The organism is Sphingobacterium sp. DR205 (assembly GCF_011064245.1).
Lineage (GTDB): Bacteria > Bacteroidota > Bacteroidia > Sphingobacteriales > Sphingobacteriaceae > Sphingobacterium > Sphingobacterium athyrii.
In genome coordinates, this window is the sequence record NZ_CP049333.1 from 5,049,724 (window position 1) to 5,076,300 (window position 26,577).

13 protein-coding genes are annotated in these 26,577 nt (G+C 43.0%); 1 reads left to right on the forward strand and 12 read right to left on the reverse strand.

What is annotated here, in order from left to right; genetic code table 11:
* Window position 1: 1 nt before the first annotated feature.
* On the reverse strand, window positions 2–2,986 hold the full coding sequence (locus G6053_RS21845; protein ID WP_165308470.1) for a SusC/RagA family TonB-linked outer membrane protein: 2,985 nt from the start codon (window positions 2,984–2,986) through the stop codon (window positions 2–4).
* Between the two features lie 436 nt (window positions 2,987–3,422).
* On the opposite strand from G6053_RS21845, the gene G6053_RS21850 reads away from it, so the two are divergent.
* Window positions 3,423–7,379: a two-component regulator propeller domain-containing protein gene (locus G6053_RS21850; RefSeq protein ID WP_241254801.1), complete on the forward strand. Its 3,957-nt coding sequence runs from the start codon at window positions 3,423–3,425 to the stop codon at window positions 7,377–7,379.
* A gap of 184 nt (window positions 7,380–7,563) precedes the next feature.
* Here G6053_RS21850 and G6053_RS21855 read toward each other — a convergent pair whose 3' ends face one another.
* From G6053_RS21855 to G6053_RS21905, 11 genes are all read right to left on the reverse strand, one after another.
* Window positions 7,564–8,889 carry an MFS transporter gene (locus G6053_RS21855; protein WP_165308471.1) on the reverse strand — a complete coding sequence of 442 codons (1,326 nt, stop codon included), beginning with the start codon at window positions 8,887–8,889 and terminating at the stop codon, window positions 7,564–7,566.
* An 84-nt stretch (window positions 8,890–8,973) separates the two neighbouring features.
* Entirely contained in the window at window positions 8,974–10,080 is a 1,107-nt protein-coding gene (locus G6053_RS21860) for an ISAs1 family transposase (RefSeq protein ID WP_165306649.1), read from the reverse strand.
* A gap of 151 nt (window positions 10,081–10,231) precedes the next feature.
* Window positions 10,232–12,541, reverse strand: coding sequence for a family 65 glycosyl hydrolase domain-containing protein (locus G6053_RS21865; RefSeq protein ID WP_165308472.1), 2,310 nt, complete (start codon window positions 12,539–12,541; stop codon window positions 10,232–10,234).
* A 106-nt stretch (window positions 12,542–12,647) separates the two neighbouring features.
* Window positions 12,648–13,295 (reverse strand): beta-phosphoglucomutase, encoded by a 648-nt coding sequence (gene pgmB, locus G6053_RS21870; RefSeq protein ID WP_165308473.1) that lies wholly within the window; start codon window positions 13,293–13,295, stop codon window positions 12,648–12,650.
* A 33-nt stretch (window positions 13,296–13,328) separates the two neighbouring features.
* On the reverse strand, window positions 13,329–15,188 hold the full coding sequence (locus G6053_RS21875; protein WP_165308474.1) for a glycoside hydrolase family 13 protein: 1,860 nt from the start codon (window positions 15,186–15,188) through the stop codon (window positions 13,329–13,331).
* Window positions 15,189–15,194: 6 nt separating this feature from the next.
* Complete coding sequence (locus G6053_RS21880) at window positions 15,195–16,214, reverse strand: SusE domain-containing protein (RefSeq protein ID WP_165308475.1); 1,020 nt, start codon at window positions 16,212–16,214, stop codon at window positions 15,195–15,197.
* An 89-nt stretch (window positions 16,215–16,303) separates the two neighbouring features.
* The gene (locus G6053_RS21885) at window positions 16,304–17,896 is read right to left on the reverse strand and encodes a RagB/SusD family nutrient uptake outer membrane protein (RefSeq protein ID WP_165308476.1); all 1,593 of its coding nucleotides are present in this window, start codon (window positions 17,894–17,896) and stop codon (window positions 16,304–16,306) included.
* 32 nt (window positions 17,897–17,928) lie between these two features.
* Window positions 17,929–20,895 (reverse strand): SusC/RagA family TonB-linked outer membrane protein, encoded by a 2,967-nt coding sequence (locus G6053_RS21890; protein ID WP_165308477.1) that lies wholly within the window; start codon window positions 20,893–20,895, stop codon window positions 17,929–17,931.
* Between the two features lie 11 nt (window positions 20,896–20,906).
* On the reverse strand, window positions 20,907–23,492 hold the full coding sequence (locus G6053_RS21895; protein WP_165308478.1) for an alpha-amylase family glycosyl hydrolase: 2,586 nt from the start codon (window positions 23,490–23,492) through the stop codon (window positions 20,907–20,909).
* A gap of 195 nt (window positions 23,493–23,687) precedes the next feature.
* Entirely contained in the window at window positions 23,688–24,674 is a 987-nt protein-coding gene (locus G6053_RS21900; protein ID WP_241254802.1) for a LacI family DNA-binding transcriptional regulator, read from the reverse strand.
* A 606-nt stretch (window positions 24,675–25,280) separates the two neighbouring features.
* The gene (locus G6053_RS21905; protein ID WP_165308480.1) at window positions 25,281–26,564 is read right to left on the reverse strand and encodes a Gfo/Idh/MocA family oxidoreductase; all 1,284 of its coding nucleotides are present in this window, start codon (window positions 26,562–26,564) and stop codon (window positions 25,281–25,283) included.
* Window positions 26,565–26,577: the final 13 nt, after the last annotated feature.

The window sequence follows — 26,577 nt, forward strand, 5'->3', positions numbered from 1 at the left end:
CTTATAATGAGAAATTGACTCCCAATAGAATATTTCGAGCCGGCGGATAAGGCAAATACTCTATACCTAGTGACGGAATTCCATTTGTTGCACCATCCGTATTTACTTCAGGATCAAATCCCGTATATTTGGTAATGATAAACAAATTCTGTCCGGTCAGTGAAACACTCAGATCTTTAAGTGTTTTCCCAACATTTCCCACTTTATAACTCAATGTGAGGTTAGCCATCTTTAGATAATCACCTTTTTCAAGATACCGGGTAGAAGCTGATGCTGAATTGGATGTGGATTCTTGTACTGAGGTATCAAAGAAGGCCGAACCAATATTTCGCGATGATAAATTACTTAACCCCAATGTGGTCGCAGCTGTATTATTGAATAAATAGTGGCCAAAAGCACCATTCATATTAGCCGCCAAAGAGAACTGTTTATAGCTTATATTTGTCGAAATACCTAGTAAAGTTGTTGGATTCGGGCTGTTCATATAAAACTTGTTCATCGCCGGATCATTTTTAGAGGAAATACTACCATCTAAACCACGGTACATACTCATGCCTGTCTGTGGATCAATCCCTTGATAATCGGCTAAATACCAAACATTCAATGGCTGATCATTTACCATCCGTTGTCCCAATACCCCCGAAAAGCCTTGTCCTCTAAGTGCTCCGGTCTGATAATAACCAATCAGGCCACTGACGCTATTTTTTAGAAATGTCGCATTTCCGGTTAAATCCCAATTCCAATTGTCATTTTTAACGATTGTACCCGTCAAAGCTACTTCTACCCCTTTATTAACGATCTCACCGCCTAGATTCACCCAAATCCTACCTGCGGGTGCTGGCTGTGCTAAAGTTTGCTCAAATAGCGCATCCGTGGTCTTCTTATTAAAGTAATCGATCGAGCCATAGAGGCGGTTGCCCAGGATACCAAAATCGATACCCGCATTTATGGTGGTGGAGGTTTCCCATTTCAAATCCGGATTACCATAGTTAGCCTGACTAATGCTTTGGTTTCCAAAAACCAAGCGGTCCTGTGAAGCTCCGGAAGGGAATTCTTGATTACCTGTTTTTCCCCAGCCCAATCTTACTTTTAATTGATCAAAAATGCCGCTGGATTTTAAGAATTGTTCTTCAGCGACATTCCATGCGACTGCAAGAGATGGAAATACTGCATATTTGTTATTGGAACCAAATTTGGTCGATCCATCCCGTCTGACTGTTGCTGTCAATAAATAACGATTCAAATAGTTAAAACCTCCACGTAAAAATAGCGATTGTAATTGGTTGGTCGGGCTTCTGTAAGAAGCTACCTCTCTTAATGCCGCCGTGGAATATTGCATGTAATCGAAATAATCTAGTCCCATGTAACTAAAACCTCGACCGAACATAATATTATTATTGAATTTGTAATCTAGGTACTCATAACCAGCGACTGCATTCACGCTCCAATCTTCGTTAATTTGTTTGTTGTAAGAGAGCATATGCGTCATCTGCAAATTGGTTTCACCATTATTGGAAATAAAAGCTTGCTCATCTTTATTTGTGGACGGATCGATCAGTCCCGCGCGATACATTCCCTGACGATTACCTGTCTGACGCATCGCACTATAGATGAATCGGTATTCTAGGTCATCGGTAATTTTATAATAGGGTGCTAAGTTAACCACCATGGTATTGGTGGTCGCTATATCTTTGAATGCTTCAATACTTGTCAATGGATTACGTGTCGTTGTACTGACAAAAGTCAGATTACCTTGTTCATCACGTAAAGGTCTGGTCGGGTTCCACTGCAAAGCTTGCGAAATAACATTACCTTCCGAACCAACCATTGCATTGATCGGTGCATATTTATTATCCATTTGCGTCAAGAATACCGCAAAATCAAGTCCCAATCGCTTGTTTTCCAAGAAACGGAAGTTGCCTGTAAAATTAGCCGTATATTTTTTCAATTGTGAACCCCGAATAATACCGTTCTGATTTAGATAACCACCAGATAGGCGATATTTCCCATGCTCGGTTCCTCCGGCCACATCAGCATAATAATTTTGTGTGATTGCTTTTTGTGTAATCGCCTTAAACGCATCCTCATTGCCTCCAAAATCGGCATTAGTAGCATCAGATGGTGTGTAGTATTTCAATGCTTCTCTAAATCTTGCCGCATTCAATACATCTGGATATTCACGCATGGAGGATACACCTCCGGATGCGCCAACAGAAACTTCTGGAGAGCCTACTTTTCCCTTTTTTGTAGTAATGATGACAACCCCATTTGCTCCACGTGAACCATAGATAGCTGTAGCGGATGCATCTTTTAGAATATCCATGCTCGCAATATCACCCGGATTCAAATAGGTTAATGGATTACCTCTATCCGAAGAGAACCCGCCTCTGCCTTCCGGCAACGGCGAATTACCTGACATTGGCACACCATCCAGAACAAATAGCGGATTATTGCTTGCACGAATAGACGAATTACCACGGATCCGTACAGTTGTCGATCCGCCGGGTTGCCCAGTGTTGTTAATAACCATTACGCCAGGTGTCTTTCCCTGGATCAATTGATCGGGACTTGTCATAATGCCCTTATTGAAATTCTTTGCTCCGATGGTCACCATAGAGCCGGTCAGATCCTTTTTTCTCGCGGTACCATAACCAATGACAACAACCTCTTCAAGCCCCTGATCTGTACTGGGTTCAAGAGCAATCGTCATGTCATTTCCGGCAATGGGAACCTCTTTCAGTGCGTAACCGATATACGATACTTCAAGGAATTTGGCATCATTTGAAATATTCAACAAAAAGGATCCTTCAGGATCCGTCGTTGTTGCCGTGTTCGTTCCCTTTACTTTGATCGTGGCGCCCGTCAATGGACTTTGGGTCTCATCCACGACCTTTCCTTTCAAGATCCGAGTCTGGGCTGCTGCTATAAAAGTAACAAGCATTAAAGTCGGTATCATGAAACATTGCGCAAGTAGTTTGTTTTTCATACGCGTTTAAATTGATTGGTTTAATTGATTCATTATTTCTGGGCGATCTCTCGCTCAAATAGTGTGAAGTGATTTCAATGTTTACAGTACAAAATATAGACTGAGATCTACGGACACCTTCGTGCGACTGTCGTTGAGTCTGCATACAAATACCTATTCTGAGACCTGAAAACTGTCGTAAAAAACAAACTCCCCGCTGATGCTCGCATCAGGGCAAGAGATGAACAAGTAACGCGCTGAAAAATAAGAATACAGCAATTTGCTGTCATAATTTTAGGGCAAGGCATACGTTTATTTTTGGTTATTTATTGTACTATAAAAATCGCCAAATCCCTATTGTAATTCCAATCACAGCGTCTCAATTTTATATCAAAGCGTATCAACAAAACTCTTTTTTATCTTTTAATTGACTATTTTTATATAGATATTATAAATTTTGCGCGGAATAACCTTTATACCTATCCTATGCCTGCTACTCGTATGGACTAACTTACGGGCTCAATCGCTCTATTTCAAAAATTATCAAACCCACGATGGTCTCTCCAATAGTTCTGTTAAGTGTATTACTCAGGATGTACAGGGCTTTCTATGGTTAGGGACAAGGAATGGCCTTAATCGTTTTGACGGCAATCAATTTAAGGTGTTTCGGCACAGCGCTTCGGATTCAACAAGTATCGGGAGTTCATCCATATTAAGCATCCTTACCGACAGCCAAGGTATCTTATGGGTCGGAACGACATGGGGGACCTATTGTTACGATCCCGTTAAAGAAAATTTCAGACCATTTAAGGGTATACCGATAGGTGAAGTAAATGCGATACATGAATACGCCGGTTTTATCTGGTTGCTTTCCAATGGAAAACTCTATCGATATAATCCTTACACGACAGAGATCGTCTCATTCGACCAAAACAAAAACACCTTGGTGGCCATTACCAGTAGCAAAAAAGGCGGCCTGTGGACAACAGACAATAACAGTACGATCGAACGGTATCAAGTCAACACGGGCAAATTTGTTCAAATAGCGCTCAAAAAAACAGATCGGAAAGCACTGTCCAATACCAAGACCGTCTATGCCATTAACGACTCGCTGCTGATGGTCGGCACCATCAATTCAGCTTATTTATTTGATTTTAAAAACGGAACGCTAAAAAATCTATTCGCCAGCCATTACCCCAACAAAGTCATTCAGGCGAATTGCATTATTCAACAAACAGAGTCGGTCTACTGGATCGGAACAGAGACCGGAATATATACGTATGATATTCACACAGGTCGAAGCCAACATATCAAAAAAGATCTGCTCAATCCATTCGCCATATCGGACAACGCTGTTTTGAATTTCTATCGGGACCGTGAAGACAACATCTGGTTCGGGACATTTTTTGGCGGCTTTAATCAATACAGCAACCAATTCGACAATTTCAAAAAATACTTATCCGGATTTGGTAAATCAGCCTTATCGGGAAATATCGTACACGACATTAACAAAGATAAATATGGAAATTTTTGGATAGGCACAGAAGATGGAGGCCTGAATAAAATAGATGCTCAGACGCAGCAAATCCAACATTTTGTTGCCAATGGAAAAAAGGGAAGTATTGCACATAATAATGTTCATGGCTTGGCCACGATCGGCGATGACCTCTGGGTGGGTTCCACAACACATGGCCTTGATATACTTGACGTAAAGACCGGAAAATTAAAAAAACACTATGACCGCATCGGTAAGGGTTCTTTACAAAGTAGCTTTGCCGTCTGCATCTATAAGTCCAAAGACAACAGTATGTTTGTAGGGACAGACCGCGCATTATACGTCTACAACAAAAAAAGCGACAGTTTTGATCTCCTTCCCATTACGGCTTGGATCCAGGGTATTTATGAAGATGAATATGGCATACTTTGGGTCAACACCTATGGCAGCGGGGTCTATCAATATAATCGCAGCTCGGGACAGATACAGCATTTACTGTCCGAGCAAGGCAAACAAAATACGCTCGTCAATAACTACGTGAATGGCTTATTTGAAGACAGCAAAAAAAACATCTGGTTTTGTACTGAAAGTGGGCTTTCAAAATACCGACGTGATGGACGTTTCACCAACTATCTGACCGAATCGGGCTTACCGTCAAACCAAGTATTCAAAGTCCTGGAAGACGACAATAAGAGTATATGGATATCAACGGGTGGTGGATTGGTCAGACTGGATGAGGGTATTCCCCGGAGGGTCATCTATACATCAAGGGACGGGCTTCCCGCAGATCAGTTTAATTATAATTCAGCTTTTAAAGATAGCGACGGGACCTTATATTTTGGCACCATCAAAGGAATGGTCAGCTTCAACCCCACAAAATCCATTAAGAATAGTTTTATTCCGCCTATATTCATCAGCGGTATTCAGATCAACAATGTGAGCATACCGGTTCGTGAAAATGGCATACTGAAACAGTCCATCTCCCTATCAAAGGAGATCCACCTCACCTACGATAACTCCAATATCAGTTTCAATATTGCAGCCTTGAGCTTTGTGTCCCCAAAAAGCAATCCCTATCGTTATATCATGGAAGGCTATGACAAAGACTGGACCGATATTACTGGCAATCAAAAGATCTATTACAATAAACTCCCACCGGGCACTTATACGTTTAAGTTCAGGGGCGCAAATAATAACAGTGTCTGGAATCCGGCCGAAAAAAAACTGCTTATCATCGTTTCCCCTCCCTGGTGGTTGTCAGGCTGGGCCTATTTACTTTATTTTCTGAGCTTCGGTACGATTGCCCTGCTCGTATTGCGCTATTATTTTTTACTATTAAAGGCCAACAATACGCAAAAGATGGATAGTTATGAACGAAAAAAAGAACAGGAAATCTATAATCTCAAGCTGGAGTTCTTTACCAACCTGGCCCACGAAATCCGTACGCCACTCACGTTGATCAAAATGCCCCTGGAGAAAATAATAAATAATCAAAAATTCACCGACCGCGACACGGTTAAAGATCTCGCACTGATTGAAAAAAATACAGCGCGATTAATTCGCCTGGCCAACCAATTACTGGATTTTAGAAAAGCAGAAACCAACAATATGAGTCTTATTTTTACGAAAACGGATATCAACGCCCTGCTATCCGAAGTATTCCACGATCTAAATTATCTGGCGAAAGATAAACAGCTGCACTATGACCTCAGCCTTCCACGCATTAGCCTCACTGCTTATGTGGATGAAGAAGCTTTGCGAAAAATTTTTACTAACCTTATTCACAACGCAATCAAATATGCGGATGAAGAAGTCCATGTCAAGCTCCTTCCTTTCAATAGCGATGATATTATGTTCAATATTGAGTTTAAGAATGACGGTGAGCCCATTCCCTTTGAGAAGAGAGAAAAAATATTTGAACCATTTTATCGGTTAAACGAATCCGATAAAGATACGGGAACTGGCATTGGTCTTCCTCTATCCCGCTCTTTGGTCGAATTGCACCGAGGAACCTTATCCCTTGTACATCTGGAGGAAAACCGCAATATATTCCTTCTTTCTCTGCCAATTTTCCAGGAGCAATCGCTGGATATCAAATCTTTTCAGGAAGATAGCGACGATAACCTGTTGAATGATAAATTGGATGAACAGGAGGAAGAAAAACCAGTGATTCTGCTCGTCGAGGATAATAAAGAAATACTGGCTTACCTCAATAAAGAATTAAAAACCAGCTATACGATACTACGGGCCAGCAATGGTGCCGAGGCACTCGAAATATTAGATCAAGAGAATGTTCAACTCGTACTGACAGATATTATGATGCCCATTATGGATGGGCTCGCCTTATGCAAACGCATCAAAACGGACATTCTGTATAGTCATATTCCCGTGATTTTCCTGACGGCAAAAAATGCACTGGATTCAAAAATCCAAGGTTTAAAAAATGGTGCCGATGCCTATATCGAAAAACCTTTTTCGCTTGAATTCCTCATGGTACAAATACGCAATATCCTCAAGAACCGCAAAATTATCAAGAATTACTTCACCAATTCTTCAAGTTCCAATTTAATGGATATCAATGTATCTGCACCGGACAAAGACTTTATCAGCCAGCTCAATACGGTTATCTACGAAAATATTTCAACGATAGACCTCAATGTCGATGAACTGGCCAAATTGATGCATATGAGCCGTCCAACCCTCTACCGCAAAATCAAAGGGCTCTCTGACCTAACGCCCAATGAATTGATCAATATTTCACGATTAAAAAAGGCGGCAGAACTGCTCACCAAAAAAGAATATAACATTACTCAGGTGTCCACTATGGTTGGTTACACCGTGCAATCCAATTTTTCAAGGGACTTTCATAAACATTACGGAATGTCACCGAGCAGCTATATTCTTGAAAACAGCAAGTGATGGATACTCATTTTTTGGTCCATGGAACGAGATGAATATCCCGATGGCGTAGAAAACTGCCCAAGATAACGAAAGAATGTCAGGATAGATTCAGGAAGCGAATAAAATCCAATTGAGGGACTCGAGCGAAGTGAGAAAAAAATCGTAGACGTAGGCTAGATCCAATACGTCTACGATAATGACCTTAGTGTTTACTTTTTGGAACGAAAAATGCCGCCAGCAACATAAATACACCGGCCAACAATAATCCATAAATCGATTGGCTGTGAAAAAAATATTTGATGATCATGCCTCCGAAAAAACCACACACGATCTGAGGCAGGGTGATAAAGAAATTGAAAAGTCCCATATAAACCCCCATTTTACCCGCCGGCAAATGATCGCTCAAAATTGCATACGGCATCGCCAGAATACTCCCCCAAGCGATACCAATACCGATCATGGGAAGGATCAGGAGATTAGCATCTTTGATCAGGAACAATGAAATTAAAGAGAGTCCGCCAATGGAAAGGCCGAGAGCATGCGTTTTTCCACGCCCGAAGCGTTTGGCTATCCGCGGAATAAACAAGGCATATATTGCCGAAACCCCATTATAAATACCGAAGAGCACACCTACCCAGTTGGCAGCCTCCATATAGAGATCCTGCCGATTGCCTTCGCGCAAGTAAAAAACCGAATCTGCAATCGCCGGAGTTGTGTATACCCACATCATAAAGAGGGCAAACCAGGAGAAAAACTGCACCCAACCCAACTTACGCATAATCATTGGCATTTTACCGATGTCGCTAACAATGGATCGCAAGCCAAATTTTGGTGCTGCTTCCTGTTCAGCTGCAATAGTATCCGAAAATTTCTGGAGTTCACCCGGCGAATACTCCTTCGTTTTGAACACAGACCACAACACCGTCAGCAGTAGTACGAAACCGCCCAAATAAAAGGAGTAGATGACATTGCTGGGTACCTGCCCAACTTCGGAAGTTCCCGCTACATGAAAATACTTCGTCAGTATAAACGGAAGCAGTGATCCCAAAACAGCTCCAATACCAATTAAAAAGGTCTGTACCGAAAAACCCAGACTCCGCTGACTGCTGGGGAGATTATCGCCGATCAAGGCCCTAAAGGGCTCCATAGTTACATTAATGGACGCATCCATAAACATCAGTAAGCCTGCTCCTATCCAAAGTGGCGCCAGTAATGTTGTAAACAATGCCGCATTGGGCATTAAAAATAAAGTCAAAGTGGTCAACAGCGCCCCCACCAAAATATAGGGTCGACGACGGCCCAATCTATTCCAGGTTCGATCGCTATAATGCCCTATAATTGGCTGTACAATCATCCCCGTAATCGGAGCCGCAAGCCAAAATAGCGAAAGGTGTTCCACATCAGCACCAAAAGTCTGTAGAATACGGGAGGCATTGCCATTTTGCAAAGCAAAACCCATTTGTATCCCCAGAAACCCAAAACTCATATTGACGACCTGGCTAATGCTTAATTCAGGTTTATTTCCCATAATAGGCAATCAAAATTTAAGACAAAATACAATTAATTATCATTTAATCCCGATTTTCAGCAGCAAAAGACAGGGTCAACGCATTTAAATTTGATTAAAAATTTGCATTAGATACTTATCATCCCATCCCGCTTTGAGTCTCTTTGTGACCAATGAGCCCTTTGATGTATCCTTTTTGAGCAGATTGAGTCCTATTTTTCTAATATATGAGAAGTTGTCGGCGGCATTCTTTGTTCTCTTTCTTTGCCTGTCCTCATTAAATATCATATCCAGTGACCAGTGCAACTTGTTTTCCACGCCCCAGTGTAACCTGATATAACTATTGAAATGTGCAGCTTTTTCATTCAAGCTGCTGATATAATAGCGCTGTTCTGTGGTCACCTTGTTTCCTATCTCCCTTGTGGAACTTATGCGTACCACCGATTTTATTGAAGCCCATGAAATACTGTTGTCTATGAAGGTAAGGTCGGTGATCACCTCGCATTTACGGCTTTCTATGCGTCCGTGCCCTTTCTCCTGGGCGAGATCTGCGTCTGCTGGAAGCTGGTTTTCAAATCGACCCTTTATCTGATCCAATAGTTCCTGTTGGTTTCCCTTGACCGATAGGATATAATCCGCCTTGTTCTCTACGATCTTCTGTGCAATATCGACTTGGGTACCCATAGCATCTATGGTCACGATACTCCCTTCTATGTCCAGCAGTTCCAATAAAAGGGGGATTGCGGTGATCTCGTTGCTCTTATCAGAGACTTTCAATTGTCCCAATACCAGCTCATTACTGGATGCCCATGCGCTCACCATGTGTATTGGACTCTGGGAATGAAAACTATCCCTTGAACCCCTAATGCTCTTCCCATCTATACTGATGACCTCCTTTTTGATCGACTCATTCTTCAGGCTACCTGCCCATTCTACGAACATTTTTTCAAACAACTTGGGCCGAAGACCGCTAAAGACACGATTGATCGTGTCGTGTGAGGGAATCCCATGAGGCAGTTTGAGAAAACCTTTGAGAAAACCAAGCTTGGTTTTACCGAAAGCCTCAATGGAATCCCAGGATTCAGCACCACAAAGTACACCAAGGATCGACAGAATGATGATGTCACTCAAAAGATGCTTCTTGTTCCGGCTAATCCGGTGGTCGGGAAACTGTTCAAAATAGTGATGGAGGGTACTCTTTTTCTCTAACATGATGGAACAAAGATACCTCCATCAGAGCATTAACGAAACACATATTACCAACATCGAAAACCTAAAAATGTGGAAACTCTCCTGAATTTTTTATTTTTAATGCGTTAGCCCTGCAGCAAAAGAATCCATTTCTGCTGCTGAAAACAAGGGTTTATCTAACCTGCGGCACCTGTTTTTTGCTCAGTCCACTGAGTATGAAAGTTTCGGTTGCTGTTTGGATATGAGCCGCTGTATCACTGATATTTTCGATCGTATAACCATCGGCATGTACCGCGATCAACAAGGTAGATCCACGAAATAATACACGGAATTTATACCCGTCCCATTCTTTCGGCAACATGGGATTGAGGTAAAGTTTTCCAGCCTTGATCCGCATTCCCGCAAAACCTTCCACGATCGTCATCCACGTACCGGCCATGGACGTAATATGTAAGCCATCTTCGGTATCGTTGTTATAATCGTCCAGATCCAAACGCGAAGTCCGCAGATAAAACTCGTACGCTTTTTCCGCTTTATTGAGTTTAGCCGCCAATATCGCATGTACACAAGGAGAAAGTGAGCTTTCATGTACTGTCAGTGGTTCATAGAATTCATAATGCCTGCTTAGTGTATCTCGGTCGAATTGATCCTCGAGGAAATAAAAACCCTGCAATACGTCAGCCTGTTTGATATAACAGGAACGCAGAATCCTATCCCAGCTCCAATGCTGATTAATGGGACGTTGTGATGAATCGAGTTGCGCCACAGGAATCAGCTCTTTGTCCAGAAAACCATCTTGCTGTAAATACACATTGCGTTGCGCATCAAAAGGATAATACATATTATCAATGATATGCTGCCATTTTTGTTGTTCTTCAGCTCCAATTGCCAGCTTAACTTTCAATGCACTAAGGTTGTCAGACTTCGGCTGCGCCAGCTTTTTTAAACATTCGAGCGTATACTCCAGACACCAGGAGGCAATGCGGTTGGTATACCAGTTGTTGTTCACATTGTTTTCATATTCATTCGGCCCCGTTACGCCCAACATGACATATTGCCCACGTTCGGCGCTCCAGTTGACACGCTGTGCCCAGAATCGGCTAATCGCCACCAACACTTCCAAACCATGTGACCAAATATAGTCTTCATCGCCTGTATAACGGACATAATTGTAGATGGCAAATGCGATGGCCCCATTGCGATGGATTTCCTCAAAGGTGATCTCCCATTCGTTATGGCATTCCTCCCCGTTGATCGTAACCATGGGATAGAGCGCTGCTCCTTTGTCAAATCCCAGCTTGGCGGCATTTTCAATGGCCTTATCCAATTGTTGATGGCGGTAAATCAATAGATTGCGTGCAATTTTTGGTGATTGTGTAGCGAGGTAAAAAGGGATACAGTACGCTTCAGTATCCCAATAGGTGACACCGCCATATTTCTCACCCGTAAACCCTTTCGGACCGATATTGAGCCGCTCATCTTCTCCGGTATAGGTTTGATTGAGTTGGAAAATATTATACCGTATCGCTTGCTGTGCGGCGACATCACCACTAATTTCAATATCACTTTCTGCCCAGACCGTTTGCCATGCTGCTGCCTGCTTTTCCTTTAACTGATCAAAGTCAAGCCCTCTAAACGCTCGCAAATGCGCATAAGCAACTTCTTTTAGCTGAGCTACCGCATGATTCTGCGATGTAACAATGGCGACACGTTTTTCAATACTACAAGTCTGTGATTTAGCCAGATTCACGCTATAGACCTCAGCCATACAACCTGAACTTATGATCGTATCCTGTACGCCGTATGTTGCTGTCGCAGTCTTTATGCTAGTCTCGAGCATAGCATATACCTCAAAACCCGTTTTCTTGGTCCGCGCAGCCACAAAAATACCATCCTCGTCCCTACCTTGGCCTACACTTTCCCAGAATTTTTCGTCGTAGTTGCTATCACGGTTGGTTACTTCGGCATTTAATCGCGAAGTGACCGTTAGCGTTATGTCGTCCGAAAGTGCCGCTATCCTGTATTGCAAGGAAGCCGTTTCGGAAGCAAACAGATGATACATTCGACTTGCCTCAACCTTAATCTGCGCACCATCTGGCATTTCAACAACGAAACTGCGGTATAGCATACCCTGCTGCATATCTAATCGGCGTTCAAAAGCTGTGACCTTTGCTTTAGCCAGATCAAGTACCTGACCATTGACAAGGATATGCAATCCAATCCAATCCACGGAATTGATGACCTTGGCAAAATATTCAGGATACCCGTTTTTCCACCAGCCCACGCGTGTTTTGTCGGGATAATAGATACCAGCCAAATATGATCCCTGCAAGGATTTCCCGCTAAAGTCTTCTTCAAAATTAGCCCTTTGCCCCATCCGACCATTACCAATTGCAAAGATACTTTCCGAAAATTCGTTATGCTCCGGACGAAATGTATCCTCAATAATTTGCCAAGGGTTATGTTTGATATATGTTTTCATTGATTTAATTTTTTCAACGGCCGATGACAGCCGCTATAAATAATTATTGTTTTGTTTACCAATGTTATTTATAGCGCCGTATCATCACCTAAATTGCTACTACACGTTAAAATTTACCGACTAAGAACCCTAAATCAGCCACGACCAAATCTGCTCCTTTTAGATTTTCGGCTTGTCCTATCCCTATCACTTGCATACCTGCAGCCCTTGCCGCGTCAATTCCAGCCTGCGCATCTTCCAAGACCAGGCAATCCGCTGTTGCTATCCCCAATGCTTCCGCACCTTTGAGAAATACTTCGGGGTTGGGTTTTGACAACTGAACCGCATTTCCATCAATCAGTGCATCGAAATAACCAACGATTCCTGTTTTCTGGAGAATTCCCAATGCATTCTTACTGGCCGAGCCAAGTGCAATCTTAATTCCCTTTTCCCGCAGCTTTTTTAGCAGTTCGAGGCTTCCGGAAAGCAAATGGGCTGGACTAAGCTGCTCGATCAGTTCCAGATACCACTGGTTTTTCTGCCGTAGCAAATCTTCCTTTTCCGATTCGGATTTTTCGAGTCCTGCCCATTTCAAAATCAGCTCCAGGGATTCGATACGACTGACCCCTTTCAGCTGTTCGTTGTCAACAATGCTGAACGAACAGCCCAAGCCTTCTGCCAATCTATGCCAAGCTTGAAAATGGTAGATTGCCGTATCCACCAACACGCCGTCCAAATCAAATATTACGGCTTTTATAGTATTATAATTAATCATTGAAAAATGAACTATATAGAATTTTAAATTGTGTTAAAACTTAAGTTCAAGCACCTTAGTCTCATAAGCTTCCAATTTCAAGGTATTGTCAGCCGGACTAGTCTCCTGCTTTTGGATAATATCGAAATAGGATTTTACTTTGCTATTTCTTTCCTTAAAGCGATCCAGTTTGATCTCCTTGGCCACATCATTGCAATTCATCACAACCATGACGGTCTGCTGCTCGTTATAACGGAAATAAACATAAATTCCATCCTCCGGTACATATTGCATTGTTTTACCGGTTTGTAAAACAGCATGCTGTTTTCGGTAATTGGCTAAGGTCTGCACATAGCTCCACATATCCTGCTCGGGCTTGGTTCTCCCTTCGGGGCTAAACTTATTCATTTTGTCACCTGCAAAACCACCCTGAAAATCTTCCCGTAATAAGCCATCGGGATTGGAAAAGTTCTTCATTAGAATCTCCGCGCCATAGTACAGTTGTGGGATCCCCCGCGTGGTCATCAGCCAAGCCATGGCTGATTTGTATTTCTGTACATTTTCGCCCACAACGGAGAAAAAACGATCCTTATCGTGGTTATCTAGAAAAAGCACATTGCGCTCAGGCGTGGGGTACTGATAGTCTGAGGCCAAGGTAGAATATAATTTATTCGCGCCTGCGGTCCATTCAGTCTTTTGATTGAGCGCATCACCTATCGCGTAATTAAGCTGAAAATCCGTGACACCCATCAGCTTGGAATCCACCTCTTGACCTACGTGTTTCCCGCCCAGAAAATAAGCCTGGTTAGCTACGCCATGCACCCAAGTCTCGCCAAAAAACGTAAAATTGGGATACTCCTGCTGAATCCGATCGGTCCATTTGGCCATAAAATCAAGGTCATTATAGGGATAGGTATCGATACGGAATCCATCAATTGCCGCAGTCTCTATCCACCAGATGTGACTTTGGGTCAAATAGTTTTGGACATACGGGTTCTGCTCATTCATATCAGGCATGGTCGGAACAAACCAGCCTTTGACCATTTTCTTTTTGTCATCTGCCGAGGCATAGGGATCGAAAACAGTTTGGTCTTTGTAAGACGTCTGTGTATAGCTTGGCCATTCATTGAGCCAATCGGACATGGGCTTATCTTTCACCGTCCAATGATAGCTTCCAATATGGTTGGGCACTACGTCAAAAATCAATTTCATCTGACGCTTATGCAGTTGTTCGCCCAATTGCACATAGGTATCGTTGCTGCCAAAGCGCGGATCGATATGATAGGTTTCGGTATTGGCATAGCCATGGTAGGAAGCTTGCGGCATATCGTTGGTCAACACGGGCGTTAACCACAACGATGTCACGCCAAGATCTTGTAAGTAGTCCAGCTTACCGATGATCCCCTCCAGATCACCACCATGACGGAGGTACATCGAATCCCGGTTTAAGCTCATATCCAGCATCCCCTTTACTTGGTCGTTTGCCTTATTGCCGTTTGCAAAACGATCCGGCATAATCAGGTAGATCAAGTCCGCACTGTTCACCCCTTGCGCTTTTACTTTTTGGTCTCTTTGTTTTAATTCATAGCGGTAAGTTAGCTTTTTCTTTCCTTGGCTAAAGGTCAAGGTTGACCAGCCCGGTTTAGCCGAAGCAGCAACCTTGACATCCAAAAATAAATAGTTCGGATTCTCTACCCGGTTGATTTTCACAAGCTCTATCCCCTTATCCTCAATCTGCACATCGGTTTTTCCAATCTCAGGTCCATAGATCACCAGTTGTAGTGTCGGATTTTCCATTCCTACCCACCAGTTTAGGGGTTCTATGCGTTGGATGGATTGCCCCTTTAAGGGGCTCCATCCAAACACTGTTAGTGCCACCAATACGGTGGTAATCTTTCTATTGCTCTTTAACATAATGTGCTATTTCTTCGTCAGCGTATAGGTATTTGCATTGAAATCCACGACAATATCATAGGTACCTGCACTTGCAACAGTGATATTGGCACCACCAGCTTCCAAGGTTCCATTTGCTCCACCAAAATTAGTTCCCCAATCGTGGTTTTTACGGAATTTGATTTCCCCCGCCGTCAAACTAACGGTCAGCTTCCATACCTGATTGGCGTTGTCGTATTTCATATCCGTATCCGCATCCCAACCTTTCGGTGTGGCACTACCGATAATGCCCCAGTTATGGTCTTTGTATGAAATGGTATTTGTGTTGGTATTGACCTGAAGCTCGAGATTGCCTGTGCGCGGAGCCTTGATGTCCTGACCGCCATTGTAAACTAATTTACCCGGCTCTGTCTCTCCATACGAATTACTCCAATTCCGTTCAGGTGTCAGTTTAAATGTCAATTTTCCTTCTGGAAAATTGATTATTCCCGTATAGATTCCATCGCTCGTCGGCGAAATCAACGATTCGGCATTGGCCTCTACCCAATCTTCGTACGCGCCTATGGCATACAAATAGCTCGTCGAAGCATACGGGCTTGCTTTAAGACTTGCCAAAGCTGAAAACACAGCGGCAATTTTCGTATTGATACTCGACTTGAGGCGAACATCAAAATCTGAAACTGTTCCGGTTGGCACGCCAAGGGAAAGTAGGTACCCATTCAGTTCATTGCCCGTAAATCCCAGGCTTGTCCGGCCATTAGGGATCACTACTTCCTTTACAGTTTTAAAATTATCCCCTTTCAAACCGATCTGCAGCACATTGGTCACAGCAGCTTGAAAGCCAAAGTCAGGCTGTACCAGTGTAAGGTGTAACACCGTGTCACTGGCATTATCTTTTGACAGGGTCACCGCGATTTTATCGAGGGTCAATGTCGCCGGTTTTATGGCATCGTCGCTAGCCAATCTTGCTTGTGTCTCGTCTTTTTTACAACTCTGGAAGACCACAAACAAAGTCAGGATCATTCCGATATAGTGTCTAATTTTCATCCCTTTATTTTTTATTTTGGCGTCCGTCAGGCCTATCGATTTCACATCATGGAACACGATACTGTCCGACACTCCAATATGATATTCAATTAATTATAACCTGGATTTTGAACAAGATTTGAGTTAGCAATCAAATCTGCAGCAGGAATGGGAAATAATATCCGATAGCTTTCCACTGCCTGTCCTGCCAATACTCCACCTTTAAATGGCCATAGGTAATTATCGCCCGTAAATTTTCCATAGCGGATCAAATCAGATCTTCTAAATCCTTCCCAGTATAGTTCCTTAACCCGTTCGTTGAGAATATCGTCCAACGAAAGATTGGTTAAGTTTCCGCTGTTGTTACCATAGGCACGGACACGCAGCTTATTCACATAATCGAGTGCCTTGGCCATCGTACCACCTGTTCCACCACGCAATGTCGCCTCAGCATAAATCAAATTCATCTCAGCGAGGCGGATTAATGGAAAGTCTACAGATGCCACAAAACCTTCTGCGGCGGTAGGTGCCGATCCATCCCTGTTCACATTACGGAATTTGGTCACGGCCAAACCCTGCTTATAGACAGCGATATCTTCAATTTTAACACTTGTATTTAAGTGAAACATCGCACGCTTGTCCGTTGCGCCGGAATAATCACCAAAAATCGTTGCGATATTATCGCGTACGCGGTTACCGGCCCATCCACCTCCGGGAACACCAAAGGAAGTCGGATTCATTGTTGCATCGATAGCAGCATTGATGAGGTAAGTCGTTCCACCTTTACTTTGTGTTTTGGTACCGTCATAGGGCAAGTAGAAAATAAATTCAGGATTGTTGACATCATTATCCGCATAAAATAATTGGCTATAATTCGTGCCCAAGCTATAGCCTGAGTTCAGCACCTTTTCGGCATAGGTAATGGCTTCGCCATATTTTTTATTGCCAGTTCCCAGGTACACCTCGGCATTGAGATACAATCTGGCCAATAATCCCCATGCGGCTACTTGGTCAATACGTCCATAAACGTTCTGTTTGGCTCCTTTCAGTTGATTGGCGACTTCCAGGAGTTCTTTTTCCACATAAGCAAAGAGTTCAGCTCTCTTAATCTGCGGTGGAGACACCTTCCCTACAGGAGTTTCTTCGGTTACAAAGGGTGGATTTCCAAACAGATCAAGCAATACCCAATAGTTATATGCACGCAAAAAGCGAGCTTCGGCACGATAGTAAGCGATTTCAGTTTTATCTGCATCCGAGATGCCGCGGCCGCTCAATTTCGCATCTGTACTTTCTCTTAGAAATTCATTGACGAGCGTAGCACTATAGATACAACGGGTGTAAAGACCGCGGAGCATGGGGTTACTATCATCAAACTTGAGGTAATCCAAACCGCTAACTCCGCCATCATTAAGCCATGCACAAGCGGCCTCGTCTGTTGTCAGTTCCTGTGCATTCCAAAAAAGACGCAAGAAATCCGAAGTACCCGCATCGAGACCACCTAGATCTGTATTGTTTGGTCCCGAGGTACTGGTCATGGTCAATGAACCATATAATCGCGCGAAAGCCATTGTATACCCTTTGAAATCCTTATAGGCTAGATCCGCGGTGACATCATTGGTCGGTTTGAGATCCAAATCCTTATGGCAGCTCGAAAGCGATAGTGCCATTAAACAGACCGTTATATATTTATTTAGTTTTTTCATGTTGTTTATGCTTTAAATCAAATTCTTTCAGTTTAAAAATTGACATTGACTCCGAGTACATAGGTACGTGGTCTAGGATAAAAACGATCATCTATACCATTGGAAATTTCAGGATCCACGCCTTTGTATTTTGAAATCGTAAATACATTTTGCACGGTAGCCGAAATCGAAAGCGTAGCTTTGCTGTTGCGGATAAAATGACCAACCTGATAAGCGACATTAAGGTTATCCATCTTTAAAAAAGAAGCATTTTTGACATAATAATCACTGAGTAACTGTTTTTCTTTGAAATTGGTATTCAAAAAGTCCACAGGTGCATTGTTGATCACCAAAGATGCCTGGTCGATCACATTGTAACTGCTTCCAAAATTGGACGAAACATTATCGTAGACATAGTTGTCCAAATTGGCTCTCAAAGTTGTGCTTGCAGACCATTTTTTGTACGAGTAAGCAGCCGAAAAACCGATCAGATATTTAGGCAAAGGCGATTTATACATGTAACGGTCGCTATCACTGATCACGCCGTCGCCGTTGCGATCCACATACAATCCCTCTACTGGTTTTCCAGCATCATCATATACCTGTTGATAGACCCTAAAGCTATAAGGTGTAAACCCCACCATGTGGGCCTGAATATTGTTGCCCGTACCACCACGGATACCACCTGTTTCGATCATAAAATTCGGATCGTCCGATAGCGTCAAATTGGTGACTTTACTTCTGTTATAGGTCAGGTTGATGCCAAGGTCCAAGGTTGAATTTTCCGTTTTAACCGGTAACACATGTAGATTAAATTCAAGACCTTGGTTTTCCATATTACCGACGTTAGTCAGTAGAAAATTGCTAAAGTTGGATCCCACCGCAATCGGAATGGTACTCAATAGGTCCTTGGTTTTTTTCGAATAATAGTCCACGCTACCATAAATGCGATTATCGTTAAAACCAAAATCGATTCCGGCATTATAGGTTGTGGTACTTTCCCAACGGATATCACCATCGTAAACTACCGGCGAGTACAAATAATAATATTCATTGCCAAAACGGTACATCGACTGGTCACCACCTATGGTATAATTAGGCATATAGGAATAATTTGCTATACCATCCTGTTGTCCGGTTTTCCCATAACTCAACCGTAGTTTCAGATCCGAGATCGCGTTGTGATCTTTTAAGAAACCTTCATTTTTTGCTCGCCAGGTAAAGCCCACCGATGGAAAATATCCCCAGCGATTATCGGGACTGAATCGGGAAGATCCGTCCGCCCTTAACGTTCCGGACAGCACATAACGGTTGTCATAGGAATAGATCATCCGTCCATAATAGGAGATCAGCAGATTTTCAGGTTTATCAAAAGGAAGATTCACCGAGGTCAAAATGTCCCCTGCCTCACTGGTGCGATCGAAATTATAGGACTTCGTGCTATTTTTATAATAGCCATAGCCCAAGGTGGCGTCAATATTACTTTTTATAGTTGGCAATTCTTTATCATATTTCAGATAGAATTCCAGCACTTTATTGTTGATATCTGACTTATACTGTGTACGTTCCCCTCCTTCATTAAAATTACGCGCCGCAATAGCAGGTGTCAGGGTGTTTCCTTTAGCACGAGCCAAATCATAACTCACATTCAGGTTAGCATGAAGCTCGGGCAAGAAATGCATACTGTAGTCTAATTTGGCATTTCCCGTGCTCCGAAAGACATCTCCAATATCTTTTCGCAATTCCAGTAATGCCAAAGGGTTTCTGGGCGAATTTGGATTCGGTTTCCCACCCTGTATCCATTCGTAGTATCCTCCAAAGCTATTTTTATCATCAACATAGACCGGTTGGGTCGGGTCAAACTGTATGGCTGAACCGATAGCGTCCTGCGTTGCGAATTTGGATTTCGACCAAGTTGCGCGTGCGTTTACCTCCAGTTTCAGATGATTATCGAAAAAATTGGGTGTCAAGGCCAGTGAAGTTGCTGTCCTCTTCATGTTGTCATTTTTCAGCACACCATTCTGGTTCATATATCCGACCGAAACACGATAAGGCATCTTGGCAACTTTTGAGGCGATATTGATATTATTATCCGTTGTAAAAGCATTACCATAGATCACATCCTGCCAATCGGTATTCGCTGTTCCCAACAGCTTTTTCATCGCGTCGGTTCCATTTGCATTGACATAATCACGAATCTGATCTGCGGACAATAAATCGACTTTCTTAGCTACTGTCGCCAGTGAATTCTGTGTACTGAAATTGACTTGCGTACCGGCACGGCTACCTTTCTTGGTGGTAATCATAATGACACCATTGGATGCACGCGAACCATAGATTGCTGTTGCATTGGCATCTTTCAGGATAGTAAACGTCTCGATATCATTTGGATTAATCATACTCAAGGGATTGGCAACCCCTGAAATGCCACCACCAGCCAATGGGATTCCATCAACAACAATAAGTGGATCATTGCTGGCGTTTAAGGAAGCTCCCGTCCGGATACGAATTGTGCTTCCTGCTCCTGGCTGTCCGCCACTGGTTGTGATCTGCACACCCGGTACTTTACCCATTATGAGCTGCTCAGGAGAAGAAATCTGCCCTTTTTGAAAGTCTTTTGATGTTACCGTACTGATCGATCCCGTAAGATCACTTTTCTTTTGTGTACCGTAACCAATAACGACGACCTCCTCTAGGGCACTCGTATTGGATTTAAGGTAGAGGTTTAACGGATTTCGTCCATCGTTCACTTGGATTAAAGTATCCAAGCTCGCATATCCGACCATGCTCACTTTCAGGTGTAATTTCCCCGTTTGCAGTCTATCCAAGCTAAAATCCCCATTCGCATTGGTAGACAGCGATTTTTGAATATCCTCAAAGCGCACTGTGGCACCGACCAAGGAATTTCCTTTCTGGTCCATTACTCGCCCTTGAAGCGTCGCCTGTTGGGCGAATGCCGAAGCACTTACCCCAAGTAGCATGTTCAGAGCCCAAAATGGACGTAATAGCTGTTTGTTCATAAAATAACCGTTTATTTATTTAGTTTTGTTTTGCTTATCAATTGGTATTGCCCTGGTAAAAGGCTCAGTTTTGACTGGCCGGACCAGTTGAGCTCTTTCCCCGTAAAATTATCCACCCATTGTTCCTTTAATGCTTGTGGCAATGCAAACTCCGCATCTTCTACTCCGAAATTGCCAAGTACCCCTACTTGTTGCCCATCTTTTTCCAGTACAAAATATTTCACTACATCCTTTACACCTGCGGCAGTGATATTTCCATTTTGAAAGATGTTATTTTGCGTTTTAAAACGTGTGAGTTTGCCATAGGTCTCAAAGAGCTGCCTACGCGCTTCTTGTTGCAGATAACTCCATAAAAGCGGTTTTTCACCCGTACGTCCATTTTCGTCGATAGACACATCATAGCCATATTCACCAAACTGCCAGATCATCTTTGGCCCCGGTGAAGTCAATAAAAACAGGGCCGCCAATTCCATACGTTTGAGCGCTGTACTCAAGTTTTTGATGTTATAACTACCTGATGAATTCCCATAATTCAGGCATTTGAACAACAGCCGTTGTTCGTCGTGACTTTCCATATAGGATACAAAAGAAGGCTGCGCCATACCGTGGCTGGTGGCAAACAATCTGCCCAGATCTGAGCCATTATTTGCATTCCATCCCATTGCTGCTTCATTGAAGACAGTATTCATATTATTCCAGAGCAGCATGCCCGATTGTGCCAGCTCCATTTCTTCCTGATCTCCACCAAGATGTTCAAGAATAATATAACAGGAAGGATCTATGCTATGAACATGCTGCTGGTATTGCTTCAAAATGGCCACACGGGATGCATCATAGGCATTCCAGGCGCTGAGGTCATTTTCCGAAGTCCCCGAATTTTTCTGCGTGAATCCTTTGGACAAGTCAAATCGAAAACCATCAATTTTATATTCTTGCATCCAATAGGTCAACACATCCTTGACAAAGGTTTGGGTATAGCTACTTTCATGGTTGAAGTCGAAACCGACATTGAACGGATGTCTAGCAACGGTATTGAACCAAGGGCTATTCCCAGCGACATTGCCCTGTTCAAAATAGAGCTGTACGAGTGGGGACTGACCAAAAGCATGATTAAATACAACGTCCAAAATCACGGCAATACCGTTTTCATGACAAGCATCCACATAGGCTTTCAAGTCATTTTTCAATCCATAATATTTATCCAGAGCGCGATGGAAAGAAGGATTATAACCCCAAGTCGAATTTCCCTCCGATTCCTGGACAGGCATCAATTCAACCGCATTAACCCCTAAGCGTTTTAAATAAGCTAGGGAGTCTTTTAGTGTGGTGTACCGATGCTGTTTGACAAAATCACGGACTAACAATTCATAAATCACCAGATTACCTTGCGCAGGTTTAGTAAATGAGCTATTTTTCCAGGAATAGGGCTTTTCCGCGAGATCCAATACCCCCACAATTCCGTGCGCTGCTGCCGGATAAGCTGGCAGAACATTGCTTGTCAGACCCAAGGCCGGATCATTTTGTGGATCGAGAATCAGTTCGGCATAGGGGTCAGCAATATAAAGTTGACCATCGACCAAAAACTCATAAGTATATTTTTGAGCGAAATCCAGATTAGATAAAGTCACCCACCAGGTTTTACCATCCGGTGTCTGACTCATCGCATAGGCTGGCAATGCTTTATAACCGTTAAAATCCCCCAATAGATACACACTGTTTTTCAAGGGGGCAGTCAATGCGAAACTGACTTGTCCTTTTTCCTTATTGATTGTCGTCCCGTTGGGATTAACGCCTCTTGGAAGCGCCGCAATGGCCGGTTTTGCCTGTACAAGTAATGTGATTTTAGTCGTAGCGACCTGGCCACCTATTTCCAGACGTGCCTCAAGCTCATGCAGCCCATTGCTTTGTAAGCTGATGGATTTTTCCAACGACAGCGCAGCAGTAGATTCTGCTAGTTGCTGGCCATTGTCCCAGATACTGATTTTTCCGGACCGCGTTGCCTGAACTTCAAGCTTCAAATCTTCGCCAACGATATACATATGCTCGGTTGTAATCGGATCAGTGGGTTGCAGCGTAGGTGACACAAATCGAATCGCCTGCCCATTGCCCGCCACAAGAGGCAGAAATAAATCTGAATTATTTTGGTTTCGTTGGATCAGCGATCCATCGCCATTGCGTACCAAAAATGCCAGCTGGCCAAAGGCCTCAGCGTTGCTCAGGTTAAAGAATTTGGCGGGAGTAAATGTGAATGAATAAAGTCCAGCCGCGATAAACTTCAATTTGTAGGCATTGTCGTTGGTTGACCAGCCTGTCACCACGTGTTGCCAGTTACCACCATTGATAGGGATCAATCCAGCGTGTAGGTATAGATCTGCTGTACTACCTTTTAAAGCAGCATTTCCTTTTGAAAAATCAAATTGCAGTGTAATTTCCCTATCCCAGAAGAGGAATGGAGAAGAAAGATTGACGAGGCCGGTCTCCTGCCGTTCAGTCACAGGCGGCTGTTCAATATCAACAATATCTTTTTTATTTGCACATGATGCTAATAGGACGACCATCCAAAGATACCCTATTAAACGCGTGATATGCTTCCCCATCGATAACTAGTTTTCATTGGAAATTGACAATGGGAACGTTCCCGAAATCAAGGTAAAAAGAAATCGCCTATTGCGATTTTCTGGATTTCCCCTTCCAATATTTTATACAAATTGATTATTTAAACATTTTCGGGAATGTTCCCGAAAGTAATCAAAGCTAAATAATGGGATAACAAAAAACAAATATTTTTTTTCTTATTTCAGGCTGGATTTTTGAAAAATAAGCTGGGAATCAAGATAAACCGAATTAGCAAACTTATCACTAGTTGGATCATCCATCTTATCCAAGAGGTATTTTGTTACTAATTCGCCCATTTCATAGGCCGGTTGTTTCACCACGCTGAGTGCTGGATCAATGAGATCGGCGATATCCAGACAGGAAAAACAAATAATCTTGAGATCTTCCGGAATCCGTATCCCCTGCTGCTTGGCAACGCGGATACTGGAAATCGCCAAGCGCTCAACAGAAGCAAATATGGCATCTGGTTTCTCCCTTTCGATCAAGGCGGCGATATCCCGCATATTTTGTTCCGCATCGTTAACAGTATCCAAGATCAGTTCCGGATGGATCGTCAGTCCAGCTTCCCGCAAAGCTTTCTCGTACCCGTTTTTACGGACCTTACCAATAGAAACATTGGGATTGATGGCGAGGTAAGCAATCCGTTTGCAGGCATTCGTAATCAAATGCTTCGTTGCGAGATAAGCCGAATCAAAGTCATTTCCCGTAATGTAGCCCCCTTTCCAGTCGTCATATGCGCGGTCAAAAAACATCACCGGAATACCTCGTTCTTCCAGCAACTGGATATGGGAGTGATCTTTTCCTTCACCTGAAGCCGAGATGATAACACCATCCACCCGCCCATTTGCCAAGGAACGAATGATAGAGGCTTCATTCTGCACCTGATGATCAGTCACGTAAATCAAGGTATGGTAGCCCTTTGACCGCGCCACAGCTTCAATACCCTTGATGGCCTGTGAAAAAAACTTATTGCCAAATTCGGGGATAATAATCGCAATAGTCAGGCTTTTGTTCGCTTTGAGGCTACTTGCATAAACATTTGGCGAAAACCCTATTTCTTCGGCCATAGCCAAAATACGAGCTTTCGTAGCCGGATTAATATCGACGTTATCCCGAAATGCACGGGAGACGGTGGACTTTGACAAGCCTAGTCTTTTGGCCAAATCTACTATTGTTAATTGAGACATATCGGGGTTCCCTCTGCTGTTCGTATTTAATAATTGCTTAATACAAATAAAGCAATTATCTCTCCAGAATAACAAATTTTCTTTTTTGTTCCCGCTGTTTTAAATCAGCTAGTCATGTATTTATTTATCACCGTATAAGAAAAGCAATCTAGTGATCAAACATTGTAAATGATCATTCCAATATGCTAGCTTTCATCATCTTTCCGCCATCAGACAACTTGCCTATTTCGGCCAGTCAAAAACTAGTTTTACCTAATACCATTTTCATACTTTACTCGCTTCTTATTCGGTACTACTTCGGTATTTGTTGGGTACTACTTCGGTTGGAACCGGATAAGCAACGACTAAGTTCCGAAAAAAAAACGTCTATTATACGAAAGAATATTGAAGTTGATAGCTAGAAAATATAAGGTCAAACTTGTCAAGTATGCGATTCGATGTCTATAACATGTTGCTGTCTAAGATAGGGTAATACAGGTCTGTATTGTGGTAGAAATATTGATCAATAAACAAAACAGGCTTGACAAAACAGGCTTGACAAAACAATCTTGTCAAGCCTGAGTCGAAAATTTACAGCAAAGACTAGAATTTTCTAAAATCCCATTCACCGCGATAGGGTCGGCTGCGCATGAGATTAGCATAGTCATTGTCGAACTGTTCTTTGTGTGGATTCCATTTCAAATCCTTTTGAAGTTCATAAGCAATATTAATGGCATTGCACACTGAGCTCGTCCGGTGGCCTATTTCCACATCACAGATAGGCTTGCTTCTTTTTTTAATCGCATCAACCCAGTCCTGATAGTGATTATCGCTATAATACAGACGACGATCTGCAGATGTCAATTTAAGATTGGCCAAATTTTCCGGATTCGAGCGGATAAATTCTCTGCTTACTTCAATCTTACCTTTTTCACCGATAAACTGAATCGCATTATGTACTCCCCATTGCACATGATTTACCTTAACACCATTTGCGTAGCTAAAGGAAAGCCCCGTGTTGCTATTGGCTTCTTTGGGTGGATTAAAACGAACTGGGCCAGATTCGTCCATGCCCGATGCCCATTGGACGATGTCAAACATATGCGCCCCCCAATCGGTGATATAACCACCGCCAAAATCGCGATAGCCGCGCCACCATGCCCATTTATCATCTTCCAATGGCGGACTTAAGATTGGGTTGTATCCCCTATAGGGTGAAGGTCCTACCCACATATCCCAGTCGAGATAGTCGGGGGCTGGCATGGATGGAAGATCACATTGCTTGACCGGCTCGCCAACAGATACGTTGATTTCCTTTATTTTACCGATATAACCGTTGAGCACCAGTTCTGCGGCCTGTCTAAAATTGTACGACGAACGCTGCATGCTACCTGTTTGAAATACACGTTTATATTTCCGGGTTGCATCGACCATTGCCCGACCTTCGGCAATGGTAAGCGCAAGAGGTTTCTCACAATAGATATCCTTTCCAGCTTTAGCAGCATCGACCGCAATCTGTGCATGCCAATGATCCGGCGTCGCGATGACAACCGCATCAATATCTTTCCGACCCAACAGTTCCCGATAATGGTGATATGCTTTGATTTCGACCTGTGCCTTTGATAGTTCCGTTTGTTTTTTTGTTGTTGCAGCAATAAATGCAGCCAATTTGTTACGATCGACATCACAGGCAGCCAAACTGGCGATTTCCTTACAGCGATTGAGGCCATTCATTAAGGTATAGGATTGTTTTCCTACACCAATAAAGCCAAGATTGATACGATCGCTGGGTGCAAGGAATCCATTTCCCCCCAACACAACACGAGGGACAATTGTAAAAGCCAAAGAGGATACAATCCCCTTGGCTATAAATTCTCTTCTTTTCATTCTTTGTTTTATA